The following is a 15883-nucleotide window of genomic DNA, read 5'->3' as shown; positions in this document are numbered from 1 at the left end:
GCCGCGTGTCGTGCCATCCCGGATAATCGCGCCCATGTCCTTGCCCCCCGGCTTTCTTGACGAGATTCGCAACCGCGTTCCGATCAGCCGCGTGATCGGGAAGAAGGTGACATGGGATCTGCGCAAGTCGAACCAGGCGCGCGGCGACTGGTGGGCGCCATGTCCGTTCCACCAGGAAAAGTCTGCCAGCTTCCACTGCGACGACCAGAAGGGCTTCTATTACTGCTTTGGCTGCCAGGCCAAGGGCGACGCCCTGACTTTCCTGCGCGAACATGACGGGATGGAGTTCATGGAGGCCGTCAAGCTGCTGGCAGCCGAAGCCGGGCTGACCATGCCGGAACCCGACCCCCGGGCGCGCGAGCGCACCGACCGTCGCACCAAGCTGCTGGAGGTGACCGAGGCGGCCTGCCGCTGGTTCCGCCTGCAGCTGCAGACCGGCGCCGCCGCCGATGCGCGGGATTACCTGACCCGCCGCGGGCTTGATCGCGCCGCCGAAGACCAGTTCGAGATCGGCTTTGCCCCTGACAGCCGCCAGGCCCTGACCGCCGCCCTGCGCGACAAGGGCTTTGACGAGGCGCAGATCGTCGAGGCCGGCATGTCCGCCCGCCCCGAAGGCGGCGGCGCGGCCTATGACCGGTTCCGCGGGCGGATCATCTTTCCGATCCGGGACGGACAGGGCCGCTGCATCGGCTTTGGCGGCAGGGCGATGGATCCCAACGCGCGGGCCAAGTACCTGAACAGCCCGGAGACGCCGCTCTTTGACAAGGGGCGCAACCTCTACAACCTCGGGCCCGCCCGGGCGGCCGTGTCCAAGGGCCAGAGGCTGATCGTGGCCGAGGGCTACATGGACGTGATCGCGCTGGTGCGCGCGGGCTTCGAAGGCGCGGTGGCCCCCCTGGGCACCGCCATCACCGAGGATCAGCTGCGCCTGATGTGGCGTGTTTCCCCCGAGCCGGTGATCGCGCTGGACGGCGACGCCGCGGGGCAACGCGCGGCACAGCGGCTGGTCGACCTGGCGCTGCCGCTGACCGGGCCGGGCCAGGCGCTGCGCTTCGTGATCCTGCCGGCGGGGCAGGACCCGGACGACCTGATCAAGGCCGCGGGGCCCGGCGCGATGGGCGCGCTGCTGGATCAGGCGCGGCCGCTGCTGGATCTGCTCTGGGCGCGCGAGATCGAGGGGCAGGTCTTTGACAGTCCCGAGCGCAAGGCCGCGCTGGACCGGCGCCTGCAAGAGGCCGTTGCCCGCATTCCCGACGAGTTGACCCGCAGCCATTACACCGAGGAGATCCGCCGCAAGCGGTGGGAGCTGTTCGGCGGCGGCAACCGCCAGGGCAAGGCCGCGCCCGGCGGCAGGGGCGGGGCGGGCGGACGCAGCCAGGGCCGGCGCGGAGGGACCTCGACCGCCCCGCGCGCGCCGATCCCGCCCGTCGTGCTGAACATGCCCGAACAGGGACCGGACCTTCTGGAAGGGGCCGCGCTGCTGATCTGCGCGCTGCGGCCCGCGATGATCCCGGCCGCCGAGGCCCGCCTGGAACGGCTGGTGCCCCGCGACGCCGACCGCGCGGCGCTGCTGCATGACCTGCTGACGCAGGACGACAGCCCGGCGGGGCGGCGCGGGCTTGAAACGCTGCGGCGCGACGCCCATCTGGGCCTGACCCCCACCGTGATCGAGCAGCAGGAGGACGAGGCTGCAGCCGCAATTCTGGGCAATCTCCTGGATCGCCTCGAAGCCGCCCGCGCCGCCAGCCATGAACTGGCACGCGCGGAATTCGAGATCCAGGGCGAGGCCGACGAGGGCCTGACCTGGCGCATCAGCCAGATTGCCCGCGCCCGCCATCGCGCCGAACGGCCCGAGATGGAGACGACCAGCGACCTCAACGAGGATCGCGATGCGCTTTCGGCGCAGCTGTCGGACTGGCTTTCGGGACAGATCTGGCGCAAGCCGCCACGCAGATGACGACGAATCGCATCCGGCCAAGGGTGCGAATCACCGGCGCGCCCGGCCTTTGATTCGTTCGGGAAGCGCGCTAGAACCGGAACAATTTTGCGGCGACTCGCTGATTCGCGCGAATCGACTGCCCATGACCGCGCCGAGAAGGAGCCCTGGATGGCCGCCAAAGACGACGACCACGACAAGACCGACAAGGACGACAATGCCCATACGCTGGACATGAGCCAGGCGGCGGTCAAGAAGATGATCGCCGAGGCGCGCGAGCGGGGCTACATCACCTATGATCAGCTGAATTCCGTCCTGCCGCCCGAGCAGGTCAGCAGCGAGCAGATCGAGGACGTGATGTCGATGCTGTCCGAGATGGGCATCAACGTCATCGAGGACGAGGAAGGCGCCGAGGAGGCCGAGGGCGGCGCGCTGGTGACGACGGGCTCAGGCTCGCGCGAACTGGCCGTGGCCTCGACCGAGACGGAAAAGCTGGACCGGACCGACGACCCGGTGCGGATGTACCTGCGCGAGATGGGCTCGGTCGAGCTTTTGTCCCGCGAGGGCGAGATCGCCATCGCCAAGCGCATCGAGGCCGGCCGCAACACCATGATCGCCGGCCTCTGCGAGAGCCCGCTGACCTTCAAGGCCATCACGCTGTGGCGCGAGGAACTCCTGGACGAGGAGATCCTGCTGCGCGACGTGATCGACCTGGAAACCACCTTCGGCCAGTCCATGGACGGCGAGGAGGGTGACGAGGAGGAGCTGACCGTCGAGGGCGAGACCGGCACGGCCGCGCCCAAGGGCGAGGAGTTCGACGCCGACGGCAACCCGCTGCGCACCGATGAGGACGAGGACGAGGACGAGGGCGCGAACCTGTCCCTGGCTGCGATGGAGGCCTCGCTCAAGCCCAAGGTCCTGGAGACGCTGGAGGCCATCGCCAATTACTACGAGCGTCTGGCCGACATGCAGGACCAGCGCATGTCTGCGACCATGAACGAGGACAACACCTTCTCGGCCAGCGCGGAGAGCGACTACCAGATCCTGCGTTCCGAGATCGTCGTGCTGGTGAACTCGCTGCACCTGAACAACGGCCGGATCGAGGCGCTGGTCGACCAGCTTTACGGCATCAACCGGCGAATCGTCACGATCGACAGCGGCATGGTCAAGCTGGCCGATGCCGCGCGCATCAACCGGCGCGAATTCATCGACGCCTATCGCGGCGCCGAGCTTGACCCCAGCTGGGTCGACCGCATGGCCGGGCAGGCCGGTCGCGGCTGGCAAGCGCTGTTCGACCGGTCGCGCGACCAGGTCGAGAAGCTGCGCGCCGACATGGCCGAGGTCGGCCAGTATGTCGGCGTCGACATCGAGGAATTCCGCCGCATCGTGGCCCAGGTCCAGCGCGGCGAGAAGGAGGCGCGCCAGGCCAAGAAGGAGATGGTCGAGGCGAACCTGCGCCTGGTCATCAGCATCGCCAAGAAATACACGAACCGCGGTCTGCAGTTCCTGGACCTGATCCAGGAGGGCAACATCGGCCTGATGAAGGCCGTGGACAAGTTCGAGTATCGCCGCGGCTACAAGTTCTCGACCTACGCGACCTGGTGGATCCGCCAGGCGATCACCCGGTCCATCGCGGACCAGGCCCGCACGATCCGCATCCCGGTCCACATGATCGAGACGATCAACAAGCTGGTCCGGACGGGCCGCCAGATGCTGCACGAGATCGGCCGCGAGCCGACCCCCGAGGAACTGGCCGAGAAGCTTCAGATGCCGCTGGAGAAGGTCCGCAAGGTGATGAAGATCGCCAAGGAGCCGATCAGCCTCGAAACCCCGATCGGGGACGAGGAGGACAGCCAGCTTGGGGACTTCATCGAGGACAAGAACGCCGTCCTGCCGCTGGACAGCGCCATCCAGGAGAACCTCAAGGAGACCACGACCCGCGTCCTGGCCAGCCTGACCCCGCGCGAGGAACGCGTCCTGCGGATGCGTTTCGGCATCGGCATGAACACCGATCACACGCTGGAAGAGGTCGGCCAGCAGTTCAGCGTCACCCGCGAACGGATCCGCCAGATCGAGGCCAAGGCCCTGCGCAAGCTGAAGCATCCGTCGCGGAGCAGGAAGCTGCGGTCCTTCCTTGATCAGTAGGCTTGAAGCGGTCCAGGGACTGGGCTTCTTTCTCTATCGCAGCGCCGCCCAGCCCTGGTTGGACGGCAGCGACCTGCAGGACATCCTCGAAGCGGCGCGCCGCCGGAACCAGGCCCTTGGCCTGACCGGGTGCTTGCACCATGAGGATGGCCTGTTCTTCCAGTGGCTGGAGGGGCCGGCGCCTGCGCTGGTGCAGGTCGGCAAGCTGATCCTGCGCGATGGACGCCACCAGGACATCACCTTCCTGGACCAGGGCGCGCTGGACCACCGCCGCTTTCAGGATTGGCGGATGCACTTTTCCGATCGCAGGCGGGCGTCGCTGATGGACTGGTTCGCGGGTTCGGACAATTCCACCGTCGATCCCGGCGATTACTCGGGCGGCGTCGTGTCGTTCATGATGTCACTGACCACCTGAACCTGCGCTTGCGCACCCGGCACAAAATGTGAACACTGGCACCGGTCAAAACGGCGAAGGTGCGAATGTGACGGGCTTGTTCTCTGATCCAAGGATGGTGACGCCACTGCTGGTCAGCCTGGTGCTGGCCTTTGGGGTGGCGCTGGTTCTGGGGCTGCGCTGGCGTTCGGCCTTGGGTTCGGCGCAGGCCGAGGCGCGGCAGTTGTCGGACCGCCTGTCCCAGGATCGGATGGAGGCCCAGACGCGCCTGCATGAAAAGGAATTGGCTCTGGGTCAGCTTCAGGCGCGGCTTGACGCGCATCAGTCGCGGCTGTCGGACCTGACGGAGGAGCGGGACGGGCTGACCGACGCCTTGCACCGGGCCCGCCAGCAGGCCGCGGGTCTGGAGACGCAGCTGGCGGAGTCCCGACTGCGCGCCCAGAAGGATGCCGAGGCCAGCGCCCGCGAGGTCGCCACTTTGCGCGAGCTGCGCGCCGAGATGACCGGGCAGTTCAAGCTGCTGTCGGCCGAGACGCTGCGCGTCCAGCAGGCCGACCTGCAGCAGGCGCATCAGGACAACCTGAACGCGCTGCTCAACCCCTTCCGCGACCAGGTCAGCCGCTTTCAGACCGAGCTGCAGGCCCGCAACAAGATCCTGGACGAGGAATCCGCCCGGCTGCGCGAGCAGATCCTGTCGCTGCACAACCGCTCGGAACAGATCTCCCGTGAGGCGGTGAACCTGACGCGCGCGCTCAAGGGCGACAAGCAGCGCCAGGGCGCCTGGGGCGAGATGGTGCTGGAGCGCATCCTGGAGGAATCGGGGCTGCTGTCCGGCACCCATTACGACCTGCAGAACAGTTGGCGCGACGAAGACGGCAAGCTGTGGCGGCCGGATGTTGTGGTCAAGATGCCGCGCGGCAAGGTCATGGTGATCGACAGCAAGGTGTCACTGAATGACTACGAGGTTTCAGTCACCTCCGAGGATCCGGCCGAGGCCGAGGCCGCGCTGCGCCGCCACGTCGCCGCGATCCGCACGCATATCCAGACCCTGTCGGGCAAGGGCTATCACCGGATGGACGACGCCTCGGTCGATTACGTGCTGATGTTCATCCCGATCGAGGGCGCATTCTCGGACGCGCTGCGTGCCGACCCGACCCTTGCCGCCTTTGCGATGGAGCGGCGGGTCGGGCTGACCACGCCCACCACGCTGATGCTGACCCTGCGCACGGTCGAGCATATCTGGGCGGTCGAGCGGCGCGAAAGCAACGCCATGGAGATCGCCCGCCGCGCGGGCCAGCTTTACGACAAGGTCGCGGGCTTCGTCGATGCGATGGAGGGCGTCGGCAAGGCGCTGGACCAGGCCAACCGCGCCCACGGGCAGGCAATGGACCGCCTGACCCGCGGGTCAGGCAACGTGATCCGGCAGGTGGAGATGCTGCGCGGCCTGGGCGCGCGGGCCAGCAAGCAGATCGAACTGGACCACGACCGGGAGGACGACGATCTGCCCCCCGCGCTGCAGGGGCCGGAGGCGGCCGAGTGATCCACCAGCTGACCATCGACACCCACGGCCCCGCCTGCCACGAGATCACGGGCCAACTGGCCGATTGGCTGGAGGGGAGCAGGGTGCGCGACGGCCTGCTGACGCTGATGATCCGCCATACCTCGGCCTCGCTGCTGATCCAGGAAAATGCCGACCCCGAGGTTCAGGACGATCTGCTGGCCTGGCTGGACCGGCTGGCACCGCCGGCGGATCATCCGTCGATGGGCTGGATCACGCACCGCTATGAAGGGCCGGACGACATGCCGGCGCATCTGAAGGCCGCCATCCTGCCGGTCAGCCTGCAGATCCCGGTCGCCGGCGGCCGGATGATGCTGGGCCGCTGGCAGGGGGTCTATCTGGTCGAACATCGCCGCACGCCGCATCAGCGGCAGGTCACGGCGCTGTTCCAGCCGGTTCAGGACTGAGGCATCAGGAAGATCTCGCGGATCGCCGCCCGTTCAGGGGCCGAGATCATGTGCAGGACTGCCGCCGCGACATCCTCGGGCTGCAGCTTGTCAGGCGCGCCCTTGTCGAAGAAGGCCGTGTCCACCATGCCGGGCGCCACGACCGAACAGCGGCCACCCCATTCGCGCATCTCCTCGGCCAGGTTTCCGGCATAGCCGTGCACGAACCACTTGGTCGCCCCATAGATCGATCCGGCGATATGGCGCCGGCCTGCGGCCGATCCGGTCATGACCAGCGTGCCCTTGGTCTTGCGCAATTGCGGCAGGACCGCCCGCGCGGTCAGGATCACGCCCATCACGTTCAGGTCGATCATCCCGCGGATGTCATCCAGATCGCCCGCTTCGGTGCCGGGCTTGTCCAGCCCCCGGCCAGCATTGGCAAAGGCCGCATCGATCCCGCCGAACCGATCGGCCGTCCGGGCGACGGCCTGCTGCAGGTCATCAATATTGGTAGCGTCGCCGGTGACGACCAGCGCGCGGTCGCCAAGCTCGCCGGCCAATTCAGAGAGCTTGTCGGCAGACCGTGCAAAGAGGGCGACGTTCCAGCCGTCGCCAGCCGCGGCGCGCGCCGTCGCCGCGCCGATACCCGAGGAGGCCCCGGTGATGAACAGGGTCTTGGCCATGGATTTTCCAATCATGTGAAGCTTGCGGGAAAAGATGCCCTGCCAACGCGGCTTTCGGGCCACAGGTTCCGGAACGCCTATCTTGTGGGCTGTGGATAACACTACCCAATCCCTGCCAATGTGCCTATAGTGGCTGCGGATCGACCGAGGATAGGGACAACGGGATGCGCTGCCCATTTTGCGGAAACGTCGACACGCAGGTCAAGGACTCGCGCCCGGCCGAGGACAACGTCGCCATCCGCCGTCGCCGCTTCTGTCCCTCCTGCGGGGGGCGCTTCACGACCTATGAACGTGTCCAGCTGCGCGACCTGGTGGTGGTGAAGTCCAGTGGCAAGCGCGAGGATTTCGACCGCGACAAGATGGCCCGCTCGATCCGCATCGCCATGCAGAAGCGCCCGGTCGAGCCCGAGCGCATCGAGCAGATGATCAGCGGCATTGTCCGCCGCCTGGAGAGCACCGGCGAGACAGACATCCCCTCCAAGATGATCGGAGAGATCGTGATGGAGGCGCTGTCGCGCATCGACAACGTCGGCTATGTCCGCTTTGCCAGCGTCTACAAGAACTTCCAGGATGCGGACGATTTCGACAAGTTCGTGTCCGAACTGCGCCCCGGCGCCGCCCAGGATTGACCGTCCAGCCGACAGATGATGCTTGGCACATGGCCCATGCCTTGCGCCTTGCCCGGCGCGGTCTGGGCAATGTCTGGCCGAACCCGGCCGTCGGCTGCGTGCTGGTCCGCGAGGGGCGGGTCGTCGGCCGGGGCTGGACCCAGCCTGGCGGCCGCCCGCATGCCGAACGGATGGCCCTGGATGCCGCAGGTGCCTTGGCGGCCAGGGCGACCGCTTATGTGACGCTGGAGCCCTGCGCCCATCACGGCCGCACCCCGCCCTGTGCCGAGGGGCTGGTACAGGCGGGCGTGGCGCGCGTGGTGACCGCGCTGACGGATCCCGATCCGCGCGTGGCGGGGCGCGGCCACCGGATGCTGCGCGACGCGGGCGTTGCCCTGACCCAGGATGTGCTGGCGGCCGAGGCCGCCGAGCTTCAGGCGGGCTTTCTCAGCCGGATCACGCGTGGCAGGCCCTTTGTCACGCTGAAGCTGGCCAGCAGCATCGATGGCCGCATCGCCATGGCCAGCGGCGAGAGCCGTTGGATCACCGGGCCCGCCGCACGGGCGCATGTCCATGCGCTGCGGGCCCAGCATGACGCGATCATGGTGGGCGGCGGGACCGCACGGGCGGATCTGCCGCAGCTGAACGTGCGCGGCATCCACACGCCTCAGCAGCCGGTGCGCGTGGTCGTCTCGGCCCAGGCCCTGCCGCCGCTTGCGCCGCAGGACGCTGACCACGGCCCGCTGTGGCGCGTCGAAGGGGAGCCCGAGGCGGTCTTGGCCGACCTGGCGCAGCGCGGGCTGACGCGGATCTTCTGCGAGGGGGGCGGCGCGCTGGCCGCGAGCCTTCTGGCCGCTGGCGTTGTCGATCAGGTGATCGGCTATACCGCGGGTCTGGCCCTTGGGGCCGAGGCGCGCCCCTTTCTGGGGGCGACGGGCTGGACGCGGCTGGCGCAGGCCCCGCGCTTTCGCCTTGTCGAAAGCCGGCCGATCGGGCCCGACCTGTTCCACCGCTGGCGGGCGATCTAGCGGCGCCACAGCCAAGCGTGACCGGCCATCGCGCCCTGCGCCTTGGCCAGCAGGCGCAGCACCGGCGGTTGCCCCGCCCGCCCCTCGGCCAGCCGCTGCAGCGCAACCTCGACCGGGCAGGGCAGACCGGTGACAGGGTCCCGATAGCGGGGATAGGCGACCAGGCAGGCATGGACCAGTTGGGCCAGGTCCGGTCGCGCCTGGCGCCGCTGCGGCACCGGACCCAAGTCCCGGGTCAGGCCCCAGCCCGCATAGAAGGGCGCGCCGAGCGTAGTGACGGGGATGCCACGCAGCAGGGCCTCGAAACCGAGGGTCGAGGTGATGGTCCAGACCTCGTCCACCGCCTCGATCAGCGCGACCGGATCGGCGTTTTGGGCCACATGATCGGCCAGGCCCGCCAATCGGGTCCGGTCGATCATGCCCGGCCGCAGTCCGGCTTCGACATCGGGATGCGGCTTGTAGATGATCTGGGCATCCGGATTGGCAGCCCGGACGCGCTGCAGGAGGGCGAGGTTGGTCCGCTCGGCCCCCGCGCCCTTGCGGATCGAGGCGTCGTCCTCGACCTGGCCCGGCACCAGGATGCGCCGGCGCCCTTCGGCGGGTGGCAGCGGGGCCGCATGGCCCATGTTGTATTTCGTGGCCCGCGCGGCGATCAGGGCGCCGATCAGCCGCTGCGCCCTTTCCGCGCCGCCCGGAGGCGGACCGGCAGCCACCAGCGCCTCCAGGCGTGAGGGCCTGGTCGGGTCGAAGTAGATCCCCAGATCATCCGCCACCACCGACAGGGGCGGCGTCAAGGCCGCCCCGAGGCCGCGCGATCGCAAGAATCCGTCCTCGACCCGGGTTGCCTGGGGCACCGCGTCTGCGGCATTGGCCCAAGCCAGAGTGACCTTGCCGGAAGGCGCACCCGTGAACCGCAGCGGGACCGCATCGCCGAATTCCAGCGACAGGAACCTCCGTTTCCAGAGGCGCATCCCATAAGCCAGGTGACCCTGCCGATCCTGACGGAAGGCGCGCGCCTCGGCCTCCATCTGGTCCACGGCGCCTTCGAAATCGGTCAGCCGGTCGCGGCAGGGATCGTACCAGGTCGGCGCCAGAAGATGGCTGGCCGCGAACAGTGCCTCGGCTGTTGCGGTGCCGCGGCGGCCGGGGGGCAGGGGGCGTTCGTCCCGGCTCAGGCCCCAGCCCGCGTAGAAGGGCTGGCCGAAGAGGCGCGGCCGATGCCCCGCCAGCAGCGCCTCATAGCCCAGTTGCGAGCTGACCGCATAGACCGCATCCGCACCGTCGACCAGCCGCCAGGGAGAGACAGGAGCGTCGCAGATCTGATCGCCCCGGCGCAGATCCGCGGCCCCCAGATGCCCAGGCCGCAGGCCGGCGGCAGTTTCGGGATGGGTGCGGATCACGATGCGGGCCCCGGGATTTTCGTCGCGCGCCGCCTGCAGCATGCGCAGGAAGAGGGGCCGGCCCGCGCCCTGCAACGAGGCGTCGCCGCGCGTCTGGTCGATCACCAGGACATAGCCCGGGGCAGGTGCGGCGGCGGCGGTGTCGTGCAGGTTGTATTTCGACAGATCCGCCGCGCGCAGTCGCGCCAGTCCGGTCCGCGCCCGATCGGCCAGCCGAGGAGAAAGCGGCTGGCCCCCCAGCGTCTCGATCAGCGAGGGGCGGGAGGGATCGAAGTGCAGCCCGACGGGGTCTATCAGCAGTCCGATGGGACCCCGGCGCGCCAGCGATCCTGTCGTCCGCCCCGGCAGGATCGAGCGCAGGAAGGCGTCCTCGACCGTGAACATCGGGCAGCCGAACCGCCGTGCCATCCGTTGTCCACGCCAGGCGGTCGGGCTTGCGCCCCATATTCCCACCGCATCGCCCGGGCGCGGCAGCCCGATGGAGGCCTGGTATCCGGCCAAGGCCAGGATTCGGGAAATGCGGGGGCCGGTCAGGAAGCCAAGGTTGAAAACGCAAAGCCGCCGGGAGGTCCCGGCGGCTTGAAGGTCCTGCAGGATCATGCCTGCGTCAGTTGCCGATCGAGGACAGGCTGTCCGCGGTGGCCGCGCTGCCGGTGACGGCCGACAGGGTCTTTTGCCACTGAACATAGGGGGCCTCGGTCACATAGACCGTGTCACCGTCCCGGATCACGAAGTCCCGCGCCAAGAACAGCCCGTTCGGACGGGTCAGGTCCAAGACATAGGCGAAACGCTGCGTGCCTTGCACGGGCTTGCCCAGGACGCGGCTGGCAACCGATTCCGGCTCGTCGCGCAGGACGAAGACACCGGTGGGGTCGGCCAGGGAGGAATCAAGACCGCCCACCATGGCGATGGCCTCGACCGCGTTGATCATCTCGTTGCCCAGGGGCACGCGCGTCTGGCCGCCCAAGGCGCCAAGCGAGGTGAACGAGCGCTGATCCTCTTCGACCACGATCAGGTCGCCGGGGCGCAAGGCGATGTCATTGCCGGGATTGGCGTAAAGGTCGGTCAGCCAGACGCGGCCGCTGTCCGAGCCCCGCTTGACGGTGACCACGGCCACTTCGGGCGCGATGGCGACGCCGCCGGCACGGGCCAGCATCGAGGACAGCGAACGGGTCGGGCGCTCGATCGGATAGACGCCCTGCGCGCCGACGCGGCCCACGACCGAAACGGTTGCGCCGTCGCCGGCCACGCGCTGAACCGTCACCTGCGGGTCCGGCGTCTGCGTCGACAGGCGCTGCGTGATCGTCTCGCGCAGCTGGTCAGGGGTGCTGCCGGCGGCACGCACCCGTCCGGCATAGGGCACGAAGATGAAGCCGTCGCTGTCCACCTGGATCTCGGTCAGGCTGGTCGAGCTGGCGCCGAGCGAGGTCAGCAGGCCGTCATCGACGTTTTCCCAGATCGACAGGCCGAGGCGGTCGCCCGGCCGGATCTCGTCCGCGCCAACCTGACCGGCCGCACGGAAGCTGTTCGAGAACCCGTAGGCGGGTGCGAAGCTCGAGGCGCGGGTCACGTGGTCGTTCACGTAGATGACCTGGGTGTTCCCTCCACGCTCGACCGCGCCATCGAAGATCTCGTTCTTGTTGGGACCTGACCGCGGAAGGGCACAGGCCGCCAGCAAGGTCAATGATGCGATCAGAAACAGCCTCAGGGGGGCTGCCGTGCGGAAGGAAACTGTCACCTCTGGTACTCCTGTTCTACAATCCGGCCAGCTGGAGGCCAGTTTCGCGTAACTCTAGCAATACATGGCTTCCGAGGCCACCTTATCTTGCCATTTTTATGGGTTCAGTCGCGCCGATCCGCCAATTGTTGCCGGGGCAGAATGTGCCCGGAGGCAAGCGCTTCATAGGGGTCCTCTACCGAGAGCAGCATGTCGACCACCAGCCGCAACGCATGCGCGCGCGACCGGCCGGCATAGAACCCGCCGGGGACCTGGCTGGTCTGCAGCAGGTAGTCCCGGAAGGTGCGATAGGCTTGGGGGTCGGGGGCGTCCGGTGCCGCCAGGAAATCGTCCAGCGACTGTTCCGACACCAGGCCGGGCTTTTCATAGACGGCGCGGCCAAGCGTCTTGACCGGGATGCCGCGCCACAGGGCCTGCTGGGCTCCGGTCGAATTGACGGTCACGACGGCGCGGGCATGGGAAAGGATCTCGGCCAGCTTGCCGCCGCGGATGTAATGGACCCGCTCGGCGACCCCGTGCTGTGCTGCGGCCGCGCGGATGGCCGCCCTGTTGCCGGCGCGCCCGTCCTCCAGCGGATGGGCCTTGAAGATCAGGTGGTGATGGCGCGGGGCCGAGCGGGCAAAGGCCTTGATCACGGTCTGGACGAACTGGGCGTTGCGCGTGAAGGAGGAGTGGCCGAGGAAGTTCGAGTCATGCTCCAACTGCATCAGGACCAGGTTGTAGGGCCAGCCCGACATCCGCATGTGCCGCCACTGCAGCGCCCGACCGACATTGTACATGGGCGACAGCACCAGCCGGCGCAGGTTCAGGCGGAACTCCTGCATCACCGAGATCGCGCGATGGCCGGTATAGGCGCGATAGCGGCGGTTCGCGATCAGGATCAGCAGGTGATAGAAGGCGCCATAGAACTTGTGCTGGCGCATGTCGCCCCAATGCGCGGGCGGGCGGCGGACCTCGTTGATCTGTTCGCGCAGCGCCGCCCGCATCTGGGCCAGCGGGATCTGGAGCAGGACCGAGTTGCCGTTCGACCCGTGCCGTTCGTAGCTGATCCAGTAGGGGCGAAGGTAGCCTTCCTCGAAGACATGCACCCGGATGCCGCGCCGCGCGGCCTCTTGCCGGGCGGTGGCATGAATCGCCCGGACATCGCCATAAAGGACGATGTCTGTGATGCCCCTGTCGTCCAGGATGCGCTGAAGGTGGTCCGGCCATTCGGCCACCCCGCCCGTGTGGCGGATGAAGCGCGGCTGGTCGGTCCAGAAGAACTCGTCCCCCGCGTTGAAGCCGCAGCGCCAGACCTCGGCGCCGGCCGCGCGCAGCAGGCGGGCAAGCCGGTCGAAGAAGGGCCCGTGCGGTCCCTGCAGCATCAGGAAGACCCGCTGCTCGGGGGCCAGCGCCACGACCTCTGCGGACGGCCCTTGCAGGACATCGCGGGGAATTTGGGGCGATGAGGGCGAGCCGGGATGGAACATGTGCACGCAGGGCAGGGGCGGGGTCTGTTCTCCGACATGCCATGCCTGAACCGATTGTTCCAGATTTTTGTCGCGCCCGGGCGGGTTGGCGCCGGCGACCCGCCGGGCTTGCCGCTTGAACGCCCGGCGGCAATGGCCTAGGTCGGAGGGAAGGAAAAAGCGGAAGGGCGGCGATGTTCACCGGCATCATCACGGATATTGGCATCGTGCAGGCGGTCGAGCTTCGGGGCGACATGCGCGCCCGCATCGGCTGCGGCTATGACATGGCGGGGGTCGACCTGGGCGCCTCGATCGCCTGCGACGGGGTCTGCCTGACGGTGATCGCCAAGGGCGACGATTGGTTCGACGTGGATATTTCGGCCGAGACGCTGTCCAAGACCAACATCGGCGCCGCCGGCTGGCCCTTGGGCAAGCGCTTGAATCTGGAGCGCGCGCTGCGGGTCGGCGACGAGCTTGGCGGCCATATCGTCAGCGGGCATGTGGACGGGGTGGCCCGGATCGTCAGCGCCACGCGCGAGGGTGACAGCCTGCGCCTGCTGTTCGAGGCGCCGCAGGCCCTGGCGCGGTTCATCGCCCCCAAGGGATCAGTCGCATTGAACGGCACCTCGCTGACCGTGAACGAGGTGGAGGGCTCTCGCTTTGGCATCAACCTGATCCCCCACACGCAACAGGTGACCACCTGGGGCGACGCGGCGACGGGCGATGCGGTGAACCTGGAGATCGACACCATGGCCCGCTATGTCGCCCGGCTGGCCGAGGCCGGAAGCCTGGGACATTAGGGGCCGGAATGGCACGCGGCGGGATCGGGCATCGTGGAGGACAGGCGGATGTACCGCTGTCCGCCTGGTCCGGGGCGAAGCCGCACCTGCCCCAAGGCACCGCTTCGATGGCCGGCCCATCCCGTTGCAAGCGCAAGATCACGGCCGCGGGCCGGCTGGCAGGCGGCGCCAGCGGGACGCGCTCTCTCAAAGGACGACCCCATGCAGTTTGAACAGCCCGGCCCCGTTGAGCGCGACCTGTCGGCCGCGATCTCTCCGATCGAGGACATCATCAACGAGGCGCGCAACGGGCGCATGTATATCCTGGTCGATCACGAGGACCGCGAGAACGAGGGTGACCTGTGCATTCCCGCCCAGATGGCCACGCCGGACGCGATCAACTTCATGGCCACCCATGGGCGCGGCCTGATCTGCCTGTCACTGACGGCCGAGCGGATCGAGACCTTGGGTCTGCCGCTGATGAGCCCCAAGAACTCCAGCCGCCACGAAACCGCCTTCACCATGTCGATCGAAGCCCGCGAAGGCGTCACCACCGGCATCAGCGCCCATGACCGGGCCCGCACCGTCAGCGTGGCGATCGATCCGACCAAGGGGGCGCCGGATATCGCGACGCCCGGCCACATCTTTCCGCTCCGGGCGCGCGACGGCGGCGTGCTGGTCCGGGCGGGCCATACCGAAGCCGCGGTCGACATTTCGCGTCTGGCGGGGCTGAACCCCTCGGGCGTGATCTGCGAGATCATGAACGAGGATGGCAGCATGGCGCGCCTTCCTGACCTGGTGGCCTTCGCGCAGCGGCACGGGCTGAAGATCGGCACGATCAGCGACCTGATCCGCTATCGCCGCCGCTATGACAACCTGATCGCCGAACGGACGCAGCGCCCGGTCCATTCGCAGCACGGCGGCGACTGGACGATGCGCGTTTTCGCCGACGAAACCCAAGGCATCGAACATATCGTGCTGACCAAGGGCGAGCTGTCGGGCGACGGGCCGGTCTTGGTGCGCATGCACGCGCTGGATCCGCTGCATGACGTGCTGGGCATCGGTCGGGAGGGTTCGGGCAGCCTGCCGGCAGCCATGCGCGAGATCGCGGCCGAGGGGCGGGGGGTCGTCGTGCTGATCCGCGACCTGTCCGAGGCGATCGCGGAACCCGGAGAGGTGGGGCCGCACACGTTGCGCCAATACGGCCTTGGGGCCCAGATCCTGTCGGCGCTGGGATTGTCCCAGCTGATCCTGCTGACGAATTCCGCACCGGTGAAGGTGGTGGGGCTTGACGCCTACGGGCTTTCCATTCATTCCACCCGGCCTATCGCGGAGGATTGAGAGATGGCGTCGCTGACCGAACATCACGAACTGCCGCTGCCGCGCCTGGAGGCGCCAGTGCGCCTGCTGGCCATCGTGGCTCCCTATTACCGCGAGATCGCGGAGGGTCTTTTGACCGGGGCGCGTGCCACCGCCGATGCGGGCGGCGCCACCCTCGAGGTCATCGAGGTGCCCGGTGCGCTGGAGATCCCGATCGCCGTGGCACTGGCCGCACGCAGCGGCCGCTATGACGGCTTTGTGGCGCTTGGCTGCGTGATCCGAGGCGAGACCACGCATTACGACACGGTCTGCAACGACAGCTCGCGCGGACTGACCCTTCTGGGCCTGCAGGGCGTATGCCTGGGCAATGGCATCCTGACGGTGGAGAACCTGGGCCAGGCTCAGGTCCGCGCCGATCCGGCGGGTCAGAACAAGGGCGGCGGCGCGGCCGCTGCGGCGC

14 protein-coding genes (1 of these 14 cut by a window edge) are annotated in these 15883 nt (G+C 68.3%); 10 read left to right on the top strand and 4 right to left on the bottom strand.

Translation table 11 applies throughout. The features are described from left to right. Positions 1 to 34 precede the first annotated feature (34 nt). From dnaG to ACNR9W_RS11705, 5 genes are all read left to right on the top strand, one after another. The gene (gene dnaG / locus ACNR9W_RS11725; RefSeq protein WP_419271289.1) at positions 35 to 1957 is read left to right on the top strand and encodes a DNA primase; all 1923 of its coding nucleotides are present in this window, start codon (positions 35 to 37) and stop codon (positions 1955 to 1957) included. A 150-nt stretch (positions 1958 to 2107) separates the two neighbouring features. After that, the gene (rpoD, locus tag ACNR9W_RS11720) at positions 2108 to 4081 is read left to right on the top strand and encodes an RNA polymerase sigma factor RpoD (RefSeq protein WP_419271290.1); all 1974 of its coding nucleotides are present in this window, start codon (positions 2108 to 2110) and stop codon (positions 4079 to 4081) included. Continuing rightward, a complete protein-coding gene (locus tag ACNR9W_RS11715; protein ID WP_419271291.1) occupies positions 4071 to 4496 on the top strand; it encodes a BLUF domain-containing protein in 426 nt (141 codons plus the stop codon). Before rpoD ends, ACNR9W_RS11715 begins: the two co-directional genes overlap by 11 nt. A 94-nt stretch (positions 4497 to 4590) precedes the next feature. Beyond that, a complete protein-coding gene (rmuC, locus tag ACNR9W_RS11710; protein ID WP_419271292.1) occupies positions 4591 to 6015 on the top strand; it encodes a DNA recombination protein RmuC in 1425 nt (474 codons plus the stop codon). Continuing rightward, entirely contained in the window at positions 6012 to 6440 is a 429-nt protein-coding gene (locus ACNR9W_RS11705) for a secondary thiamine-phosphate synthase enzyme YjbQ (RefSeq protein ID WP_419271293.1), read from the top strand. The genes rmuC and ACNR9W_RS11705 overlap by 4 nt, the downstream gene beginning before the upstream one ends. Here ACNR9W_RS11705 and ACNR9W_RS11700 read toward each other — a convergent pair. Further along, on the bottom strand, positions 6431 to 7102 hold the full coding sequence (locus ACNR9W_RS11700; protein WP_419271294.1) for an SDR family oxidoreductase: 672 nt from the start codon (positions 7100 to 7102) through the stop codon (positions 6431 to 6433). The genes ACNR9W_RS11705 and ACNR9W_RS11700 overlap by 10 nt on opposite strands. Before the next feature lie 164 nt (positions 7103 to 7266). Here ACNR9W_RS11700 and nrdR point away from each other — a divergent pair, with 164 nt between their 5' ends. Further along, positions 7267 to 7731 (top strand): transcriptional regulator NrdR, encoded by a 465-nt coding sequence (gene nrdR / locus ACNR9W_RS11695; RefSeq protein ID WP_419271295.1) that lies wholly within the window; start codon positions 7267 to 7269, stop codon positions 7729 to 7731. A 29-nt stretch (positions 7732 to 7760) separates the two neighbouring features. Next, entirely contained in the window at positions 7761 to 8738 is a 978-nt protein-coding gene (gene ribD, locus ACNR9W_RS11690; RefSeq protein ID WP_458478493.1) for a bifunctional diaminohydroxyphosphoribosylaminopyrimidine deaminase/5-amino-6-(5-phosphoribosylamino)uracil reductase RibD, read from the top strand. Here the strand turns inward: ribD and ACNR9W_RS11685 are convergent. From ACNR9W_RS11685 to ACNR9W_RS11675, 3 genes are all read right to left on the bottom strand, one after another. Further along, positions 8735 to 10738, bottom strand: coding sequence for a capsular polysaccharide biosynthesis protein (locus ACNR9W_RS11685; protein WP_458478492.1), 2004 nt, complete (start codon positions 10736 to 10738; stop codon positions 8735 to 8737). The two genes, ribD and ACNR9W_RS11685, sit on opposite strands and share 4 nt — an antisense overlap. A gap of 7 nt (positions 10739 to 10745) precedes the next feature. After that, the gene (locus tag ACNR9W_RS11680; protein ID WP_419271300.1) at positions 10746 to 11876 is read right to left on the bottom strand and encodes a polysaccharide biosynthesis/export family protein; all 1131 of its coding nucleotides are present in this window, start codon (positions 11874 to 11876) and stop codon (positions 10746 to 10748) included. A 104-nt stretch (positions 11877 to 11980) separates the two neighbouring features. Next, positions 11981 to 13345, bottom strand: a complete 1365-nt coding sequence (locus tag ACNR9W_RS11675; protein WP_419271301.1) for a capsule biosynthesis protein — start codon at positions 13343 to 13345, stop codon at positions 11981 to 11983. Positions 13346 to 13518: 173 nt separating this feature from the next. Here ACNR9W_RS11675 and ACNR9W_RS11670 point away from each other — a divergent pair, with 173 nt between their 5' ends. From ACNR9W_RS11670 to ACNR9W_RS11660, 3 genes are all read left to right on the top strand, one after another. Further along, positions 13519 to 14124, top strand: a complete 606-nt coding sequence (locus tag ACNR9W_RS11670) for a riboflavin synthase (protein ID WP_419271302.1) — start codon at positions 13519 to 13521, stop codon at positions 14122 to 14124. Positions 14125 to 14325: 201 nt separating this feature from the next. Further along, positions 14326 to 15444 carry a 3,4-dihydroxy-2-butanone-4-phosphate synthase gene (gene ribB / locus ACNR9W_RS11665; protein ID WP_419271303.1) on the top strand — a complete coding sequence of 373 codons (1119 nt, stop codon included), beginning with the start codon at positions 14326 to 14328 and terminating at the stop codon, positions 15442 to 15444. Positions 15445 to 15447: 3 nt separating this feature from the next. Then, positions 15448 to 15883 carry the 5' portion of a 6,7-dimethyl-8-ribityllumazine synthase gene (locus ACNR9W_RS11660; protein ID WP_419271304.1) on the top strand. Its footprint extends 110 nt past the window's final position, so only the first 436 of its 546 coding nucleotides appear in the window; the start codon lies at positions 15448 to 15450; its stop codon lies off the right edge, out of view.

Origin of the sequence: Paracoccus sp. T5 (genome assembly GCF_048538155.2) — a bacterium.
Classification (GTDB): domain Bacteria; phylum Pseudomonadota; class Alphaproteobacteria; order Rhodobacterales; family Rhodobacteraceae; genus Paracoccus.
The sequence above is the reverse complement of the archived record's forward strand: the minus strand, read 5'-3'. Positions and strand labels throughout refer to the sequence as shown.